Genomic DNA, 18028 nt, shown 5'->3' with positions numbered 1-18028 from the left:
CTCGCTCCAACGAACAGAACGATCATGCCAACCACAACGAGTCGACGACGCCGGTTTCTGCATTCCCCAACGGAGTCCTAAAGGACGGAGATTCCCGCCTGGCTGCCGGATGCTCGGCTCACCTTCGGGTGGGTTCCTGCTTCTTCGCGCCGCGCCGGGATTGCTCCCGGTCCTACCCGCGCTCGACAGGCTGATACCGCCAGTCCGGCGGCCTTGGCGACGTTGACCGCCGCGTTGATGTCCCGGTCGAGGACAGCCCCGCACGCCCCGCACGTCCACTCACGGACGTTCAGCGGCTTGGGGCCGTCCTTGACGCCGCACTGCGAGCACACCTGGGACGTGGACTCGAAACGGCCGATGCGGATGAGGGTGCGGCCGTACTTGGCGGCCTTGTACTCCAGCATCGTGGTGAACGCCGACCATCCGGCGTCGTGGACGGACTTGGCCAGGCGCGTGCGCACGAGTCCCTTGACCGCCAGGTCTTCCACTGCGACCGCTTGGCTGTCGCGGATCAGCCTGGTGGAGAGCTGGTGGTGGAACTCGCGCCGCGCATCAGCCACCCGGCCGTGGGCGCGGGCGACCTTGACGCGGGCCTTGCTCCGGTTGTTCGATCCCCTGGCCTTGCGGCTGAGGTTCCGCTGCGCCTTCTTGAGCCGCTTCTCGGCTCGGCGCAGGAAGCGGGGGCTGTCGACCTTCGTGCCGTCGGAGAGGATCGCGAAGTGCGACAGCCCCAGGTCGATGCCGACCACGTTGTCAGTGGCGGGCATCCGGTCCAGGTCGGTGTTCGGGTCGGTCTCCACGATGAAGCTTGCGAAGTACCGGCCGCCGGCGTCCTTGACCACGGTCACCGTTGACGGCACCGACGGCAGCGAGCGTGACCACTTCACGACCACGTCGCCGATCTTCGGCAGGCGCAGCTTCCCGCCCGGTGTGATCTTCCACCCGGCGTTCGCGGTGAAGCGGATCGACTGCCGGTTGTCCTTGCGGGACCTGAACCGGGGTGCCCCCATGCGGGGGCGCCTACCCTTGAGGCCGTCGAAGAAGTTCTTGTAGGCGGTGTCGAGGTCCCGGAGGGACTGCTGCAACACGACCGAGGAGACCTCGGTGAGCCATGCCCTTTCGGAGGTCTTCTTCGAGGCGGTGAGCTGCTTGGACAGCTCCCCGGAGGGAACGAACGGCAGCCCGGCGGCGCGGGCGGTCTCGCGGACGCGAAGCGCGTCGTTGAAGACAACCCGAGCACACCCGAACGCCCGTGCCAACGCCATGCGCTGACCGGCGCCCGGGTACACGCGGAACGAGTACCGGAGCTGCATGTTGATCACTATACCCTTTGGTTTATGTCACCACGATGGAATCCAAATCCGGACGTTCGCACCGGGCGTCACGTCGTCTACAACCTGCACGTCCACTTGGTTTTCGTTACGAAGTACCGGCGCAAGGCCATGACCGACGCCATGCTGACGCGGTGCGAAGAGATCATGCGTGAGGTGTGCTCGGACTTCGAGGCCGAGCTGAAACAGTTCAACGGCGAGGACGACCACGTGCACCTTCTCGTGCACTACCCGCCCAAGGTCCAGCTCTCCAGGCTGGTCAACTCCCTCAAGGGCGTCTCGGCCCGGCTGCTGCGCAAGGAGTACGACTCCCATGTCCGCCGGCACCTGTGGGGCGGACACTTCTGGTCCGGCTCCTACTTCGCAGGCTCCTGCGACGGCCCACCGCTGACCGTGGTCAAGCAGTACATCGAGAACCAGAAGCGGCCCATCCGACCGTCACCCCGGAGCCATAGCGAACTCCGCCGCTTCGCGGCTCCGGGCCAAGGATGCGCTTCACCCCCGCCCTGAAGGGCGGAGCACTGCGCAAGATCAGAGGTAGAACTTCTTCGGGTTCGCGCGGTCCGACTCGACCGTCGCGCCCTGCGGAATCCCGGTGGACGCCGACCACGAACTGCCGTACCCGGTCGTGTGGTGGACGCCGGCGCCCTCGGGGCTCCAGACGAAGCCGCTCGCGTCGGCCGCCGCCGCGACCGTGCCGCCGCCGGTCACCCCGGACGGCTCGGAGCCCTGGAACCAGTTGGCGCCGTTGTCCGTGGCTGCACGAGGTGCGAGTGGTGTAGCCGAGTCGGCGGCCGCTCGCACGGCCGGCCTCCCGCCGCCGGCGCGTTCTCGCCGTACTGCGCTCTCCGGAAACAGTCCGCGCTCAGTACCAGCTGGAGGCGCCGGGCGGGTCGCAGAGTTCCAGTACGACCTCGCCGGACACCGACGTCCTGCCGCCGGCCGGCCTGACCCGGTCGCCCACGTTCACCAGGTGCGGGGCGGCTCCCACGATCCGGCAGCGGTAGACGAAGCCTTCGGGGAAGCGGACCAGGGACTCGTTGCGCATCACGCGCGAGTAGCGGTTGACGACGTTGGAGCGTACGACGACGCCGTACCCCTCGCTCCGCGCGGACTCCAGATCGCTCGACGCGCAGACGGGGCACAGGAGTTTGCGGAAGGACGCCGTGCCGCACCAGCGGCACACCTGGTAGACCAGCCCTTCCTGGCTGTGCGGCTGAACTGTTTCCCGGGCCGCCGGCCCCACATCGATTCCGGTACTGAACACGTTCCGCCTCCCGCGCTCGACTCGGTACGCGCCGCACCTTCGGCAGCGGCACAGCGGCACCGTATGGCACTAAGTTCCGCGAAGTAAAGGCACTGAGTGCCGCGAATCCGTGATGTGGCTCTCGTCCGGGCGTCACGCGCCGCCGAGCGCGGCCTCCACGTGCTGCACCACGCGCCACATCGGAGCGCCCTTGCGCGCCACCATGACGATCACCTCGTCGTCGCCCACCGGAACTCCGGCGGACACGGGCGCGGGGGCCTGTGCGGGCGCGGCCGGCCGCCCGTCCGCCGCGCTCCAGACCGTACGCACCAGCTCCAGCGCCCGGTCCACCTCGGCGCCCGCGTCGCCCTCGCCGCCCGAACGCAGCCAGGACCGCAGCCCGTTGTTGTGCGCGGCGACCACCGAGGCCGCGATCACCTCGGCCCGCAGGGGCGCGTCGGGACCGGCGTCCGGGTCGCGCGCCCAGCGCCGCTCCAGATAGCCGGCGAGGGTCCGCTCGTAACGGCGCACCACGGACAGCTCGTACGTCCGCAGTCCGGGCACCTCGCGGGTGAGCCGGTAGCGCTGTACGGAGAACTCCGGGTTCTCGGCGTACATCCGCAGCACCAGACGGGCCGCGTCGCACACCGTGCCGACGGGGTCGCCGTCCTCGGCGGCGGCCAGGAACGCGGTCATGTCCGCGAGGCACCGCTCGTGGTCCGGGAAGACCGCGTCCTCCTTCGAGGGGAAGTAGCGGAAGAACGACCGCCGCCCCACGCCGGCGCGGGCGACGATGTCGTCCACCGTGGTCCGCTCGAAGCCGCGCTCCAGGAAGAGCGCGAAGGCCGCCTCGGCGAGCACGTCACGCATGGGGGGCTTCTTGGCCGGTCGGCGGTCTTCGGTCATGCCGGAAACGTAACACCGAATACGGTCCGCCGACACTGGGTACCTTTACGAAGGGTACTGAGTGCCATAGGATTCCCGCAGGACACCACCAGGTACAGGGAGAGCCGGCGTGAGCTTGAGGATCGTTGTCTGTGTGAAGTACGTGCCCGACGCGACCGGTGACCGGCATTTCGCCGATGACCTGACGTTGGACCGTGAGGACGTGGACGGTCTGCTGTCGGAGCTGGACGAGTACGCGGTCGAGCAGGCGTTGCAGATCGCGGAGGCGGCCGATGACGCGGAGGTCACCGTGTTGACGGTGGGTCCGGAGGACGCCAGGGACGCGTTGCGCAAGGCGTTGTCGATGGGTGCGGACAAGGCGGTTCACGTCGAGGACGACGATCTGCACGGGACGGATGCGCTGGGGACGTCGCTGGTGCTGGCGAGGGCGCTGGAGGAGACCGGGTACGACCTGGTGGTTTCGGGGATGGCGTCGACGGACGGGTCGATGGGTGTGGTTCCGGCGCTGCTGGCGGAGCGGCTGGGTGTGCCGCAGGTGACGCTGCTGTCGCAGGTGTCGGTCGAGGGTGGTGTGGTGCGGGGTCGCCGGGACGGGGACAGTGCGTCGGAGGAGCTGGAGGCGTCGCTGCCGGCGGTGGTGTCGGTGACCGACCAGTCCGGTGAGGCGCGTTACCCCTCGTTCAAGGGGATCATGGCGGCGAAGAAGAAGCCGGTGACGTCCCTGGACCTGGACGACCTGGGCATCGACGCCGAACAGGTGGGCCTGGCGGGTGCCTGGAGCGTGGTCGACTCCGCGACGGAGCGCCCGGCCCGCACCGCGGGCACGATCGTGAAGGACGAGGGCGAGGGCGGCAAGCGGCTGGCCGAGTTCCTGGCCGGTCAGAAGTTCATCTAGTCCGCGGGTTCGTGGTCGTGGTCGTTGTCGCTGATGTGCAGGAGTAGGGAAGTCCGATGGCTGAAGTTCTCGTCTTTGTCGATCATGTGAATGGTGCGGTCCGTAAGCCGGCGCTGGAGCTGCTGACGCTCGCGCGGCGGATCGGCGACCCGGTCGCGGTCGCGGTGGGCGCGGGTGCCGCCGGGACGGCGGATGTGCTGGCCGGGCACGGCGCGGTGAAGGTTCTCGTGTCGGAGGCCTCCGAGTTCGGCGACTATCTCGTCGTGCCGAAGGTGGACGCGCTCCAGGCCGCCCACGCCGCCGTGTCGCCGGTGGCGGTGCTGGTGTCGTCGTCGGCGGAGGGCAAGGAGATCGCCGCCCGGCTCGCCGTGCGGATCGGGTCGGGGATCATCACCGACGCGGTCGACGTCGAGGCCGGTGAGCAGGGTGTGGTGGCGACGCAGTCGGTGTTCGCCGCCTCGTTCACCACGAAGTCCCGGATCACGCACGGCACGCCGGTGATCACGGTGAAGCCGAACTCGGCGCCCGTCGAGCCGGTTCAGGGTGCGGGTGCGGTGGAGGAGCTGGCGGTGGAGTTCTCCGCCGCCGCGTCGGGCACGAAGGTGCTCTCGCGTACGCCGCGTGAGTCGACGGGCCGTCCGGAGCTGACGGAGGCGGCGATCGTGGTCTCCGGTGGGCGTGGGGTGAACGGTGCGGAGAACTTCGCGGTGATCGAGGCGCTGGCGGACTCGCTGGGTGCCGCGGTGGGCGCGTCGCGGGCCGCGGTGGACGCGGGCTGGTACCCGCACACCAACCAGGTCGGCCAGACCGGCAAGTCGGTCTCCCCGCAGCTGTACATCGCGTCGGGCATCTCGGGTGCGATCCAGCACCGGGCGGGGATGCAGACCTCGAAGACGATCGTCGCGGTCAACAAGGACCCCGAGGCCCCGATCTTCGACCTCGTCGACTACGGCGTCGTCGGCGACCTCTTCGACGTCGTGCCCCAGCTCACCGAGGAGATCAACACCCGCAAGGGCTGACGGCCCCTCAACTGCCGGGTCCGGCCGGGGCGGTGAACGCGGAGATCGCGTTCACCGCCCCGGCCGGCGCCGTTTCAGCTTCGGCCGAGCAGCTCCTCCACCAGGTCGGCGGCCCGCCGGGTGCCGCCCTCCGCGCGGGCGTCGTCGCGCAGCCGTGCCGACCGGCGGGCTACCTCGGGGTCCCCGACGAGCGCGTCGAGGGCTTCGCGCAACGCCTGCGGGGTGGCATCGTCGGTGTCGATGCGGCGGGCCACGCCCAGCTCGACCAGTCTGTCGGCGTTCATGAACTGGTCGACGCCCTGCGGGACCGCGATCATGGGCACCCCGCTGTACAGGCCCTCGGAGCTGCCGCCCATCCCGGCGTGCGTGATGAAGGCGTCCGCCTGCCGGAGGATCGCCAGCTGCGGCACCCAACGGTGCACCTCGACGTTGCCGGGGACGGTGCCCAGCTCCGCCGGGTCCGTCTGCTTGCCGATCTGGAGCACCACGTGCCACCCGGCCAGGTCACCGAAGGCCGCCAGGCAACTGCGGTAGAACTCGGGCCGGTTGGTGTAAGCGGAGCCGAGCGAGATCAGCAGCACCCGCTCCGCCCCGGCGGGCCGGGTCCAGGTCTGCTCCTCGCCGCGCCCCGCGAAGCACGGCCCGACGAAGGTGACCGTGTCGGTGTCCACGTCGTCGGCGTGCGGCTGCATCGCCTTCGGGATCAGGGCCAGGGTGTCGGCGGGGCGGCCGACGAAGTCCTCCATGTCCAGCGTGGTCGCCCCGCAGCCCGCGAGCCACTCGGTGAACCTCGCCCGGTAGGCGTCGGCCCCCGGCAGCGCCCAGAGGTGGGCGGCGACGTCCTCCGCGTAGCTCCGCCAGCCCACGAAGGTGGGCGAGAACTGCATCAGCCGGCGGTTCTGGGACTCGGCCAGCACCCGTGCCGGGTAGGCGCCGATGTCGTACAGGTACAGGTCCGCCGGGTCGCGGTCGTAGACGGCGCGCAGTTGCGGCAGGGCCCGCACGGCGTCGTCCAGGAAGAGGCCCATGGCGGCGATGGGGTCGTCCGGCCAGTTGTGGTCGCCGACCGGGAGGTGCGACTCGTACGGGACGAAGGTGGCGCCGGTGGCCTCGATGCGCTCGGCCATCAGCGGGTCGTTGGCGTAGGTGACGCGGTGGCCGCGTGCGACCAGTTCGCGGATGATCTCGATGCTCGGCAGGACATGGCTCACGGCGGGGATGCCGACCATGGCGATGTGGGCGCGGCGGGATGACATGAGGGATCACTCGTTTCAGTTCTGCGGCGGAAGTGGATACGGCGAACCGGCGCGTCGCCACCCCGGCGGTGCCTGGGGGTGGGCGCGCGTACGCGGTGTGCCGGACGGGACCGGGGGCGTGCCCCCGTCCGCGTCAGCCGTAGAGCTGCACGATGTTCATGCGGCGACCCTAGCCGCGGTCCGGCCCGCGCGCATCCGCTTTGTGTGCGGTGCGCGCGGGCCGGGGCGGGGTCAGGGCTGGATCGGCATCGACCAGCAGTTGGAGACGGACCGCCTGCCTTCGAGGCGGTCGGTGATCCAGGAGATGGCGTCGCCCTGGTCGGTGATGAGCGGCACCATGTGGTTGATCAGGATCTTGTCGCCGAGGTTGGGCAGGATGACGGCGTCATAGGTGACGTCACCGCCCTTGCGGCACCAGTCCACGGCGAGTTGACGGGCCTGCTTGTGGGGCACGATGTCGTCCTGGGTGCCGGTCGCCACCCGCACCGGGCCGGCGGGCTTGAGGGTGCCGATGCGCTGCCTGTCGAGCGCGGCCCGCGCCCCGGGCTCGGCGGCGATGATCTCGCCGAGGGACTTGCCGCTGGTGGTCCACTTGGTGCTTCGGGCGAAGCCGTAGCCGAGGATCGCGTCGCCGACGCACATGGTGGAGGCGTCCTTCAGCGCGGCCCGTCCGGCGTCGTTGATGTTGTTCTCCACGACGTCGCGCAGATCCGGGTCGGCCTGGGCGAAGCCGTTGATCGACCAGGCCAGGGCGCCGGCCAGGGCGCTGCCGTCGATGCCCTTCATGGTCGCGGTCAGGTCGGCGGGCGGCGCCCCGGCGTAGGTGCCGGCCAGTTCGATCTCGGGGGCGTACGAGGGCTGGAGCTCGGCGGCGGAGGCGCTGGCCCCGCCGCCCTGGCTGTAGCCGTACAGGCCGGTCCGGGAGTCGGGCGTCAGCGAGGTGGCGGGGAGCCGGTGCGCGGCGCGGACGGCGTCCAGCAGCGCGTGGCCCTCGTCGACCCGGTTGACGTAGGTGTGCAGCCGGTCCGTGGTGCCGAGGCCCACGTAGTCGGTGACGACGACGGCGATCCCGGCGGACAGGAGCCGGTAGACGGACAGGATCTCGTAGCCGATCGACACCGTCTCGGGGGTGAGCGAGAGCGGATGCTGCAGGGACAGCGAGGGGGCGCACTGGTCGCCCTGGCCCATGGTGCCGGAGGCCACCGCGACCAGCGGCCGGGCGCCGCCGCCCTTCCAGGAGGCCGAGGGCTCGATGTAGGCGCCGGTCACCGCGACCGGCTGCCCGTTGGAGTCGGTCGACCGGTACATGAGGCGGGTCGCCGTGCCGGGCATCCGGCGGCCGTCCAGGCCGGGCAGGTCCAGGCCGAGCGGCAGGGGCTCGGTGCGGATCAGCGCGCCGTTGACGGCGGGGAGTTCGGCGGGCGGGTTGTAGAAGGAGGGGATGGTCACGCCCCGCGACACGACCGGTTCGGTGCCGGCCGAGGCCGATGCGGGCGCGGCGTACGCGGCCACGCAGGCCGCCGCGGTCACGGCGACGGCGGCGGCCCGCAGGGCTCCGGCGCGCGGGCGGCGGGTGGGGGGTATCAGGACGGTGGAACGCGAACGGCTGTCCGTGCGGCTCACAGCTCACTCCTCGCTCTGCTCCGATGGGCGGGTGAGCGCAAGCTAACAGCGGGACTTACCGGTGGTAACCCAGCAGTAAGTTACGCATTGGTAACTCTCCTCGGGCACCCGACCGGGCCTGTCCGGTCGTCAGGTTGCCTATTGTGGGCGCCAGCTGATCATCCGCAGCCTCCCGCACCCAGGAGTTGGCCATGTCCCGACCGGAGAACGACCCCGCCGCCACCCCGCTCATCGACACCAGCAAGCCGCATCCCGCGCGGATGTACGACTGGTTCCTGGGCGGCAAGGACAACTACCCGGTCGACGAGGCGATGGGCCGTCAGATGCTGGCCGTCGAACCGAACGTGCCGGTGATGGCGAAGATCAACCGCGCCTTCATGCACCGCGCCACCCGCTGGCTCTCCGCCCAGGGCGTCCGCCAGTTCCTCGACATCGGCACCGGGATACCCACCGAGCCCAACCTGCACCAGGTGGCCCAGGAGGCCGCTCCCAGCACCCGCGTCGTCTACTGCGACAACGACCCGATCGTGCTGGCCCACGCCGAGGCGCTGCTCAAGGGCACGCCCGAGGGCGTCATCGACTATGTGCAGGCGGACGCGCGCCACGTCGACACGATCCTCGAACGCGCGGGCAGGACGCTGGACTTCAGTGCCCCGGTCGCCCTGTCGATGATCGCGCTGCTGCACTTCGTGAGCGACGAGGACGGCGCCCACGAGCTGGTGCGCCGGCTGACCGACGTGCTCGCGCCCGGCAGCTACATGGTCATCTCGCAGATCACCGCCGACTTCCACCCGGAGGAGGCGCGCCAGGTGGACGAGATGTACCGGGCCAACACGCTGACCCTGGCGCCGCGCACCCGTGCCGAGTTCGGCGCGTTCTTCGAGGGGCTGGAGATCGTGGAGCCGGGCATCGTCGCCGCCGAGGCCTGGCACCCCGAGCTGGGCGAGCCGGTCCCCGGCACCGGCGAGATCGTCACTCCGGGCTATGTGGCGGTCGGCCGCAAGCCGTAACCCGTCGTCCCGGTACGCCGGCCCGGCGGCACGTGGCGCGTCCGCCGGCCGGGCCCGGTGTCACCGGGCTGTGTGATGATGCGGAGAAAGGGAGCGGCCGGGAGGGGCGGGAGCACAGCGTGGACAAGGGGTCATCCATACCGGACGAGGAATGGGAGCGCTTCCTGCGGGAGGCCGAGGCCGGGACCGGCGACGCCCCCGAGGAGCCGTCCGCCCGCGCCCGGATGGTCACCCGGCGGCTGGACGACGAACCCGCCCTGCCCCTCGGTTGGCGCGTCCACGAGCCGCCCCGCCGGCGGAACGGCAAGCGCTGGTACGTGGTGGGCCTGATCGTCGTCCTCGCCCTGTTCGGCCTCACGCTCACCCCCGGCCTGCTCGACGGCTGGTTCGGCGGGGGCACCGGGGGCGGCTCCGCCGGGGCGTCCGGGCGGGCGACCCTGGACGCCCCGTTCAAGGGGTCCCCCGCGGAGCACTGGGCGACCGGGACGGCCGGGATCACGATGCCTTCGGCGCGCGCGACCGGGTGGATGAGCGAGAAGCAGGTGGACGAGGCGCTGGAGAGCAGCCTGGCCTTCCTCGTCGACTCCGGCCTGGACCCGGCGGTGCTGCGCGGGGAGCGCCCGGTGAAGGCGATCGCCGCGCTCAACCCGGAGCAGGCCGACGTCAGGGAGTACCTGGCGCACGCCTTCGACCGCCCGACCCGCGGCGACGACCCGCTGCTGCTGTTCAGCCGTTTCGACCCGTCGTACGTCCGCCTGGCCGGTGACGTGATCAGGACGCGCGGCAGGATCACGTACCGCGAGGGCGACGGCGGCGCGGTCGACGTCACCGCCGACGTCACCTTCGTCTACCCCGTCGTACGGGCGGAGGGGGACAGTGACGAGGTCGCCCGTACGATCGTCCGCCGCGAGATCGTGATGAGCTGGGAGAACCCCGCCGAGGTGGAGATCGCGCCGGGAACCTTCTCGCTGCGGACCTACCGGATGGACGCCGCCAACGGCGGCTGCGGCGACACCACCGGCTACTTCGTCCCCGAGTTCGGCAAGGACCGGGGCCCCTCGAAGGAGGGCGCACGCGTCGACCCCTACGAGCGGGACACGTCGATGGACGAGCGGATGCGGGGCCGGGACGCCTCGGAGTGCGGCACGGCCACCCGTACCTGACCCGGCCGGGCACCGGCCCGCCCGCCGGGGCGGGCCGCCCCGCCGCGACGTACGCTTTCGGACGTGACCAGCAAACCCGACGCGGCACAGCATCTGCGCGACCTCGCCCGGCTGCGCCGGGTCCGCGACCGGATCGACCGCGAGTACGCCCAGCCCCTCAACGTCGAGGACCTGGCCCGCGGGGCCCATATGTCGGCCGGCCATCTGAGCCGCGAGTTCCGCCGCGCGTACGGGGAGTCGCCGTACGGCTACCTGATGACCCGGCGCATCGAGCGCGCGATGACGCTGCTGCGCCGGGGCGACATGAGCGTGACCGAGGCCTGTTTCGCGGTCGGCTGCGCCTCTCTCGGCACGTTCAGTACGCGGTTCACCGAGCTGGTCGGGATGCCGCCGAGCGTGTACCGGCAGGAGGCGGCGCGCGCCACCGCGGGGATGCCGTCCTGCGTCGCGAAGCAGGTGACACGTCCGATCAGAAATCGAGAAGCACCGCTGCCAGGGGCGCCACTAGCGTAGGCCGGGCCGCAACGACGGGGCTCGTGCGACGGCCCCGCCAATCCGAGGAGACACGATGAGCAGGGCCACGGGTGCGCAGCCGCACCTCGCCGACAGTCACGATCTGATCCGGGTGCACGGGGCACGCGTGAACAACCTCCAGGACGTCAGCATCGCGATCCCCAAGCGCCGGCTGACGGTGTTCACGGGCGTCTCCGGCTCCGGCAAGAGCTCGCTGGTGTTCAACACCATCGCCGCCGAGTCGCAGCGGCTGATCAACGAGACGTACAGCGCCTTCGTCCAGGGGTTCATGCCCACCCTGGCCCGGCCCGAGGTGGACGTGCTCGAAGGGCTGACGACGGCGATCATCGTCGACCAGCAGCGGATGGGCGGCGACACCCGCTCCACGGTGGGCACCGCCACCGACGCCAACGCCATGCTGCGCATCCTCTTCAGCCGCCTCGGCACCCCGCACATCGGACCGCCCAGCGCGTACTCCTTCAACACCGCGTCGGTGAAGGCGAGCGGCGCGATCACCGTCGAGCGCGGCAACCGGAAGACCGTGAAGGCGTCCTTCAACCGCACCGGCGGCATGTGCACCGAGTGCGAGGGCCGGGGCACCGTCTCCGACATCGACCTCACCCAGCTCTACGACGACTCCAAGTCGCTGGCCGAGGGCGCGTTCACCATCCCCGGCTGGAAGTCGGACAGCTTCTGGACGGTGCGCGTCTACGCGGAGTCCGGCTTCCTCGACCCGCACAAGCCGATCGCGAAGTACACCGAGCAGGAGATGCGGGACTTCCTGTACCGGGAGCCCGTCAAGGTGAAGGTGGAGGGCGCCAACCTCACCTACGAAGGGCTGATCCCCAAGATCCAGAAGTCCTTCCTGTCCAAGGACAAGGACGCGCTCCAGCCGCACATCCGGGCGTTCGTGGAGCGCGCGGTCACCTTCACCACCTGCCCCGCCTGCGACGGCACCCGGCTCAGCGAGGGCGCCAGGTCCTCCAAGATCGCGGGCATCTCCATCGCGGACGCCTGCGCCATGCAGACCAGCGACCTGGCCGCCTGGATCGCCGGCCTGGACGAGCCCTCGGTCGCCCCGCTGCTCACCGCGCTCGGGCAGACCCTGGACTCGTTCGTCGAGATCGGCCTCGGCTACCTCTCGCTGGACCGCCCGGCCGGCACCCTGTCCGGCGGCGAGGCGCAGCGCGTCAAGATGATCCGGCACCTCGGGTCCTCGCTGACCGACACCACGTACGTCTTCGACGAGCCGACCGCCGGGCTGCACCCGCACGACATCCAGCGGATGAACAATCTGCTGCTGCGCCTGCGGGACAAGGGCAACACGGTGCTGGTGGTGGAGCACAAGCCGGAGACGATCGCCGTCGCCGACCATGTCGTGGACCTCGGGCCGGGCGCCGGTACGGCGGGCGGCACCGTCTGCTTCGAGGGCACGGTGGAGGGGCTGCGCGCCTCGGACACCGTCACCGGCCGGCACTTCGACGACCGGTCCCGGCTCAAGGAGTCCACCCGCGAGCCGGCCGGCGCGCTGGAGGTGCGCGGGGCGCGCGCGAACAACCTGCGCGGTGTGGACGTGGACATCCCGCTCGGTGTGCTGACCGTCGTCACGGGGGTCGCCGGGTCCGGCAAGAGTTCGCTGATCCATGGCTCGGTGGCCGGGCGGGACGGTGTGGTGACCGTCGACCAGAGCCCGATCCGGGGTTCGCGGCGGAGCAACCCGGCCACGTACACCGGGCTGCTCGACCCGATCCGCAAGGCGTTCGCCAAGGCCAACGGGGTGAAGCCGGCCCTGTTCAGCGCCAACTCGGAGGGTGCCTGCCCCACCTGCAACGGCGCGGGTGTCGTCTTCACCGACCTGGCGATGATGTCGGGGGTGGCCACGGTCTGCGAGGAGTGCGAGGGCAAGCGGTTCCAGGCGTCGGTGCTGGAGTACCGGCTCGGCGGCCGGGACATCAGCGAGGTGCTCGCGATGTCGGTGGCGCGGGCGGAGGAGTTCTTCGGCTCGGACGAGGCGCGTACGCCGGCCGCGCACCGCGTCCTGGAACGGCTCGTGGACGTCGGGCTCGGCTACCTCAGCCTGGGCCAGCCGCTCACCACGCTCTCCGGCGGCGAGCGCCAACGGCTCAAGCTGGCCACGCACATGGGCGAGAAGGGCGGGGTGTACGTGCTCGACGAGCCGACCACCGGGCTCCATCTCGCGGACGTGGAGCAGCTGCTCGGGCTGCTCGACCGGCTGGTGGAGTCCGGCAAGTCGGTCATCGTCATCGAGCACCACCAGGCCGTGATGACGCACGCGGACTGGATCATCGACCTCGGCCCCGGCGCCGGTCACGACGGCGGCACGGTCGTCTTCGAGGGCACGCCCGCCGAGCTGGTCGCCGCCCGCTCCACGCTCACGGGCGAGCACCTGGCGCGGTACGTGGGCGCCTGAGCGGAGCCGGGCCGGGTGGAGGCACCCGGCCCGGCGGGCGGTTCCTAGGATGCGGGGATGACCGACCCCGTGCTGGAGCTGCTGCGCAGCCGTCCCGATCTCGCGCAGATCGCCGCCTTCCCGTTCGACTTCGACGTGGAGCGGACCCGCCATGTCGAGGAGGTGTGTCTGGCGTCCGGGGCGGCGCTGGAGCCGATCGCGGGGGACGGTGGCGGGGGCACCTACTTCCTGTGCGGGGGTACGTCGGTGCTGTACGCGTCCTCCGAGGGCGACGCCGTCCTGATCGCCGACAGCGTCTCGGAGGCGCTGGAGATGCTGGTGCGGCTGCCCGACTGGTGCGAGGGGCTGACGGCCGGCCTGGACGAGGACGGGCTGCGGGCCGCCGTGGCGGCCGGTGACGCGGCGGCGCGCGAGGAGTTCGCGCCCGAACTCGACGCCCAGCGGGCCGCGTTGCTGGCGGGGCTGGGGCTGCCGGAGCGGCCGCTGACGGAGTTGTTCGCGCTGTCCGAGTCGGCCGCCCGCCGTACTGAGCCGGACCATCTGCTGCTGAACTCGGCGGAGTTGTGCGCGTACCGGCTGGACGACGAGTACCGGATGTGCCTGCGGGACGTCGTGCTCGGCCCCGGCCGGGCGGCGGTGCGGCGGCTGCGCTCCGGTGCGGCGGGGGCGCTGGAGGAGGCGGAGGCCGATCCGGTGCTGCGGGCCGGGGTGCTGTGGGCGGCGTGGGAGGACCGGCGCGAGGGTGATCTGCCGCGGCTGCGCGCCCTGTTGGCGCGGGAGGACGCGGTCCGGGGCGAGTGGTTCGAGGAACGGCTGGTCGCGGCGGCGCTGGTCGCCGCGCACGGGCCGGACGCGTTCACCTGGGTGGAGCTGGCACGCCGTCAGGGCCTGTACGGGCATGCACGGGTGGAGCTGATCCGGCTGCTGGACGACACCGGGCCGGACGCGGACCGGCTGCGGGCGCTGAGCCGGGCGCTGGAGGGGATCGGTGACCATGCCCAGGCGGCCCGCGCCCAGTCGTACCTGCTCTCGCTCCAGGACACGGCGCACGGCCGGGCGGTGGAGGCGTCCGTGCTGGCCCGGATCGAGCGGGCCCGGGGTGATCTCGGCGCGGCGGGGTGTCTGACGGACGGCCCGGACACATGATCAGATCAAGGCGGCTTGCCGTGAAATCCGCATACTTTTCAAGATGGCCGGTTCGCGCAGGTGTGGGCGCGTGCGGGTGCGGTGACGAATCCTGACGGATCGCCACCAAGCTTGCACAGCGCCCCTGTTGAGTGAAATTCGAGCGGTGGGCCGCTCACCTGTGAGGACCGGGGGTCCGGGGCCGCGCAGGCACCGATCCGAAACAATCGCCATCGCTAATCAGATCTAACCTTTCCGCAACATCCGGCCAACGAGCGAGGTTTGGCCCGGCGGGGACAGCGAGGGGGCTTCCGGGCATTCCGCCTGCTCAGCGCCGACGGCCGCAACTCCCGTGGATCAGGGGACAGGTAGCGCAGACAAGCGAGACCGAGTCATTCCGCTTAGCGGCGCCCCACGGCCCGAACCGACCGCATCGACCGAATGAGACCGTTTCCGCACACCTAACTGAACGCAAATTTTCGACGCTGCCCGCATCGGTGGTTGTGCACTAGGCATAGGATCAAGCCGCGCAACGTGAGCCCCGTCTATCCCGCCTGTCCCATCCGCAACTGTGCACACGATGTACGAGCGCCCCTACCGACACCCCACAACCCGTTAACAGGTATCTGCGTGTCACCGATACTCAGCACCGGTTCCGGCGATGGAGCCGCGCAGTGAAAATCAATCGTCGCCTCGTCCTGCTGGTCACCGCGCCCCTCACCGTCGCGGTCACCTTCTCGGCTCTGGCCCTCGCTCCGGCGACCAACCAGGCACTGCAGGCGAACCGGCTGGCCAACATGGTCGACGTCGCCGCCCACGCGGCCGACTTAGCACATCAACTGCAGCGTGAACGCGCCGCAGCCACCGCTCTGGTCTCCCATCAGGCAGACTCCGACGCCTTCCAGCAGAGCTCCGACGCGACGGACAAGAGCCTCGCCGCCTTCAACAGCCGGATCGGCCGGCTCTCCGAGGTGCCCGGAAGTGCCCAGGAGGCGCTGGACCGCATCGACCGCTTCAACGATCAACTCCCCGCCCTGCGCGCCCAGGTGCGCTCGGGCAGCACCACCATCTCCGCCCTCGCCTTCGGCTACCGGATCGTGATCGCGGACCTCAACTCCTACCGCGACGGCATCGCCCAGGCCGACGGTGTCGACGCCGACATCGCCGACCGCATCCGCGCCGCCGCCGCCCTCTCGGAGGCCGCCGAGCACACCGCTCAGGAGCAGGTCACCGTCATGAGGGCGCAGGCCGCGGGCGGCTTCACCGTCGCCTCGCAGCGCACCTTCGACGCCAGCCGCCTCGGCTACACCGAGTCGACCGGGGTGATGTTCAGCCTCGGCCCCGCCGCGTGGCGGACCTGGCTGGAGCGCACCCTCTCCGGCCCCAAGGCCCTGGCCTCCCGCAAGCTGGAGGACAGGATCGGGCGCACCGACGCCAGCAAGCCCATCGGCGTCTCCCCCGAGTCCTGGCAGAAGGCCGCCGACGACCGGCAGACCCTGCTGCACCAGGTGGAGGAGCGGATCGACGAGTCCGTCGCCGCCACCGTGGAGGCGGAGCGCACCCGGCTGCTGTGGACCGCCGGCGGCGAGGTCACCCTGGTACTGCTGACCCTGGTGGGCGTCGTCCTCGTCGCCGTCCGGCTCGGCCGGGTCATGATCCGCCGGCTGCGCGACCTGCGCAACGCCGCGCACGAGGTCGCCCACACCCGGCTGCCCGAGGTCATGAGCGAGCTGTCGCAGCCCGGCGCGCTGAGCGGGTCCACGCCCGAGGAGGTCGCGGAACGCACCGGCAACCCGATCGAGACCACGGGCGGGGACGAGATCGGCGAGGTGGGTGAGGCGTTCAACGCCGTCCACCACGAGGCGGTCCGCCTCGCCGCCGAACAGGCCCGGGTGCACGAGCAGTTCGCCGAGACCCTGGTCCGGGTCGCCCGCCGCGGCGCCCAGCTCACCAGCGTCATGGTGTCCGAACTGGACGCCGTGCAGCGCGACGAGGCCGACCCGGAGCGTATGAAGACGCTCTTCGCGCTCGACCACCTCGCCATCCGCATGGAGCGCAACACCAACAACCTGCTGGTGCTCGGCGGCTACGGCAACGCACGGGTGCGGTCGGCGGACATCGCCGCCTCCACCGTCATCGTGGCGGCGGCCCAGCAGATCGAACGCTTCGACCGCGTCTCGCTCGGCGCCATCGAGGGCGGCATCGGCATCGCCGCCCGCGCCGTGCACGACGTGGCGCACATCCTGGCGGAACTGCTCGACAACGCCACCCGCTTCTCGCCGCCCGAGGCCCAGGTCGGCGTCGCCGTCTGGCGGCTGTGGGACCGGGCCGTCGTACAGATCGTGGACGAGGGCGTCGGCATCTCGGCGGACCGCCGCACCGTGCTGAACGCCGCGCTGCGCGAGCCCACCGCGGGCATCGGCGACGTGCGGTCCATGGGTCTGCACGTGGTCGCCCGGCTCGCCGCCAGGCACGGCATCGTTGTCGAACTGCGCGACTCCTCGGGCCCCGGCACCATCGCCGAGGTCACCCTGCCCAAGAACGTCCTGGCCGAGGTGTCCGAGGAGCCCATCCCGGTCCCGGAGGCGCCCGCGCCGAGCCGTCGCCAGGCGCCCCGCGCGGCCGCCGACGGCCGCAAGCCGCGCGAGGTGCGCGGCCGGGTCGGCCGGCCGGTCGGCACGGGCCTCGCGGCCCGCCCCGGCGGCGACGCGGAGCGGGGCGGACGCAGGGACCACGAGGGCCCGGCGGACGCGCGGGGCACCGGAGCCCGCGAGCACGACGGCGCCCCGCACCCCGTGCACGACGAGCCCGTCTCCCGTATCGCCGGGGTCAGCGCGTCCGGCCTGCCGGTCCGCAAGCGCACCGCGCCCCAGCAGTGGCCGGCGCTGGGCAAGCGGAGCGCCGCCGAGCAGCGGCCCGGCACCGGCACGCCGCGGCCGACGACCCCCCGCCGCCGGGACTCCCGGCAGGTCTCCGACGTCCTCGCGGCCTACGCGCAGGGCATCAGCCGGAGCACGAACCCCCGCGGGCGTCCCGCCAACAATGACGAAACCGAACGGACCAAGAAATGACCTCACCCACCGACCTGAGCTGGATTCTGAGCGACTTCGCCGGACGCATTCCGGAGGTCACCCAGGCGATAGCCGTGTCCGTGGACGGACTCGCGCTCGCGTACACCGGCGTGGAGCGCGACGACGCCGACCGGCTGGCCGCGATCGCCTCCGGCGTCGTCAACCTGCTGTCGGCGGCGGCCCAGTTGACGGACACCGACCCGGTGGAGCACAGCCTCACCGCGATGGAGGGCGGCTACATGTTCTCCATGGCGGTCTCCAGCGGTGCCTCGCTCCTGGTGACCACGACCAGGGACGCGGACATCGGCGAGGTCAGTTACATGATGTCCGAACTGATCAACCAGGTCGGTGACTCCCTGTCCCCCGAGGTCCGCGACCACCACCACTCCCCCACACACTGACCCGGCCGCTCCCCACACGGCCGCAACGACCCGTTCGC

Annotated in this window: 14 protein-coding genes and 2 pseudogenes; 10 read left to right on the top strand and 6 right to left on the bottom strand. The window is 71.2% G+C overall.

Annotated features, from left to right (window positions below; genetic code table 11):
• Positions 1-77 precede the first annotated feature (77 nt).
• Entirely contained in the window at positions 78-1313 is a 1236-nt protein-coding gene (locus DNK56_RS28750; RefSeq protein ID WP_111339655.1) for an RNA-guided endonuclease InsQ/TnpB family protein, read from the bottom strand.
• A 24-nt stretch (positions 1314-1337) separates the two neighbouring features.
• Here DNK56_RS28750 and tnpA point away from each other — a divergent pair.
• Positions 1338-1760, top strand: a pseudogene (gene tnpA, locus DNK56_RS28745) (IS200/IS605 family transposase); the annotation flags it as partial.
• A gap of 108 nt (positions 1761-1868) precedes the next feature.
• On the opposite strand, the pseudogene DNK56_RS28740 reads toward tnpA, so the two are convergent.
• The 3 genes and pseudogenes from DNK56_RS28740 to DNK56_RS28730 form a co-directional block, all read right to left on the bottom strand.
• Positions 1869-2102 (bottom strand): annotated as a pseudogene (locus DNK56_RS28740) (xyloglucanase); the annotation flags it as partial.
• A gap of 94 nt (positions 2103-2196) precedes the next feature.
• The gene (locus DNK56_RS28735; protein ID WP_111338689.1) at positions 2197-2598 is read right to left on the bottom strand and encodes a zinc ribbon domain-containing protein; all 402 of its coding nucleotides are present in this window, start codon (positions 2596-2598) and stop codon (positions 2197-2199) included.
• A gap of 132 nt (positions 2599-2730) precedes the next feature.
• On the bottom strand, positions 2731-3483 hold the full coding sequence (locus DNK56_RS28730) for a TetR family transcriptional regulator (RefSeq protein ID WP_111338688.1): 753 nt from the start codon (positions 3481-3483) through the stop codon (positions 2731-2733).
• A 109-nt stretch (positions 3484-3592) separates the two neighbouring features.
• Here DNK56_RS28730 and DNK56_RS28725 point away from each other — a divergent pair, with 109 nt between their 5' ends.
• Complete coding sequence (locus tag DNK56_RS28725; RefSeq protein WP_111338687.1) at positions 3593-4378, top strand: electron transfer flavoprotein subunit beta/FixA family protein; 786 nt, start codon at positions 3593-3595, stop codon at positions 4376-4378.
• 56 nt (positions 4379-4434) lie between these two features.
• Positions 4435-5397 (top strand): electron transfer flavoprotein subunit alpha/FixB family protein, encoded by a 963-nt coding sequence (locus tag DNK56_RS28720; RefSeq protein ID WP_111338686.1) that lies wholly within the window; start codon positions 4435-4437, stop codon positions 5395-5397.
• A gap of 74 nt (positions 5398-5471) precedes the next feature.
• On the opposite strand, the gene DNK56_RS28715 is transcribed toward DNK56_RS28720, so the two are convergent.
• On the bottom strand, positions 5472-6653 hold the full coding sequence (locus tag DNK56_RS28715; protein WP_241990113.1) for a macrolide family glycosyltransferase: 1182 nt from the start codon (positions 6651-6653) through the stop codon (positions 5472-5474).
• 231 nt (positions 6654-6884) lie between these two features.
• Positions 6885-8276 (bottom strand): lipase family protein, encoded by a 1392-nt coding sequence (locus DNK56_RS28710; protein ID WP_111338685.1) that lies wholly within the window; start codon positions 8274-8276, stop codon positions 6885-6887.
• Between the two features lie 191 nt (positions 8277-8467).
• On the opposite strand from DNK56_RS28710, the gene DNK56_RS28705 reads away from it, so the two are divergent.
• From DNK56_RS28705 to DNK56_RS28675, 7 genes are all read left to right on the top strand, one after another.
• Positions 8468-9286, top strand: a complete 819-nt coding sequence (locus DNK56_RS28705) for an SAM-dependent methyltransferase (RefSeq protein ID WP_111338684.1) — start codon at positions 8468-8470, stop codon at positions 9284-9286.
• A 119-nt stretch (positions 9287-9405) separates the two neighbouring features.
• Complete coding sequence (locus DNK56_RS28700) at positions 9406-10449, top strand: hypothetical protein (RefSeq protein ID WP_111338683.1); 1044 nt, start codon at positions 9406-9408, stop codon at positions 10447-10449.
• A gap of 63 nt (positions 10450-10512) precedes the next feature.
• Complete coding sequence (locus DNK56_RS28695; protein ID WP_111338682.1) at positions 10513-10962, top strand: helix-turn-helix transcriptional regulator; 450 nt, start codon at positions 10513-10515, stop codon at positions 10960-10962.
• Positions 10963-11017: 55 nt separating this feature from the next.
• Entirely contained in the window at positions 11018-13393 is a 2376-nt protein-coding gene (locus DNK56_RS28690) for an ATP-binding cassette domain-containing protein (protein ID WP_111338681.1), read from the top strand.
• Between the two features lie 57 nt (positions 13394-13450).
• Positions 13451-14539 carry a hypothetical protein gene (locus DNK56_RS28685; RefSeq protein ID WP_199563591.1) on the top strand — a complete coding sequence of 363 codons (1089 nt, stop codon included), beginning with the start codon at positions 13451-13453 and terminating at the stop codon, positions 14537-14539.
• 653 nt (positions 14540-15192) lie between these two features.
• Positions 15193-17589, top strand: a complete 2397-nt coding sequence (locus DNK56_RS28680) for a sensor histidine kinase (RefSeq protein WP_111338680.1) — start codon at positions 15193-15195, stop codon at positions 17587-17589.
• The gene (locus tag DNK56_RS28675) at positions 17586-17990 is read left to right on the top strand and encodes a roadblock/LC7 domain-containing protein (RefSeq protein ID WP_111338679.1); all 405 of its coding nucleotides are present in this window, start codon (positions 17586-17588) and stop codon (positions 17988-17990) included. The genes DNK56_RS28680 and DNK56_RS28675 overlap by 4 nt, the downstream gene beginning before the upstream one ends.
• The last annotated feature ends 38 nt before the right edge of the window (positions 17991-18028 follow it).

The sequence above is a fragment of the Streptomyces sp. AC1-42W genome, from assembly GCF_003248355.1.
In the GTDB taxonomy this organism is placed as follows: Bacteria; Actinomycetota; Actinomycetes; order Streptomycetales; family Streptomycetaceae; genus Streptomyces.
The sequence above is the reverse complement of the archived record's forward strand: the minus strand, read 5'-3'. Positions and strand labels throughout refer to the sequence as shown.

Excerpts from the sequence above, each read along its gene's own strand:
- DNK56_RS28750 (WP_111339655.1), bottom strand. The coding sequence starts at position 1,313 with ATGCAGCTCCGGTACTCGTTCCGCGTGTACCCGGGCGCCGGTCAGCGC.
- DNK56_RS28730 (WP_111338688.1), bottom strand. The coding sequence starts at position 3,483 with ATGACCGAAGACCGCCGACCGGCCAAGAAGCCCCCCATGCGTGACGTG.
- DNK56_RS28720 (WP_111338686.1), top strand. The coding sequence starts at position 4,435 with ATGGCTGAAGTTCTCGTCTTTGTCGATCATGTGAATGGTGCGGTCCGT.
- DNK56_RS28715 (WP_241990113.1), bottom strand. The coding sequence starts at position 6,653 with ATGTCATCCCGCCGCGCCCACATCGCCATGGTCGGCATCCCCGCCGTG.
- DNK56_RS28705 (WP_111338684.1), top strand. The coding sequence starts at position 8,468 with ATGTCCCGACCGGAGAACGACCCCGCCGCCACCCCGCTCATCGACACC.
- DNK56_RS28690 (WP_111338681.1), top strand. The coding sequence starts at position 11,018 with ATGAGCAGGGCCACGGGTGCGCAGCCGCACCTCGCCGACAGTCACGAT.
- DNK56_RS28685 (WP_199563591.1), top strand. The coding sequence starts at position 13,451 with ATGACCGACCCCGTGCTGGAGCTGCTGCGCAGCCGTCCCGATCTCGCG.
- DNK56_RS28675 (WP_111338679.1), top strand. The coding sequence starts at position 17,586 with ATGACCTCACCCACCGACCTGAGCTGGATTCTGAGCGACTTCGCCGGA.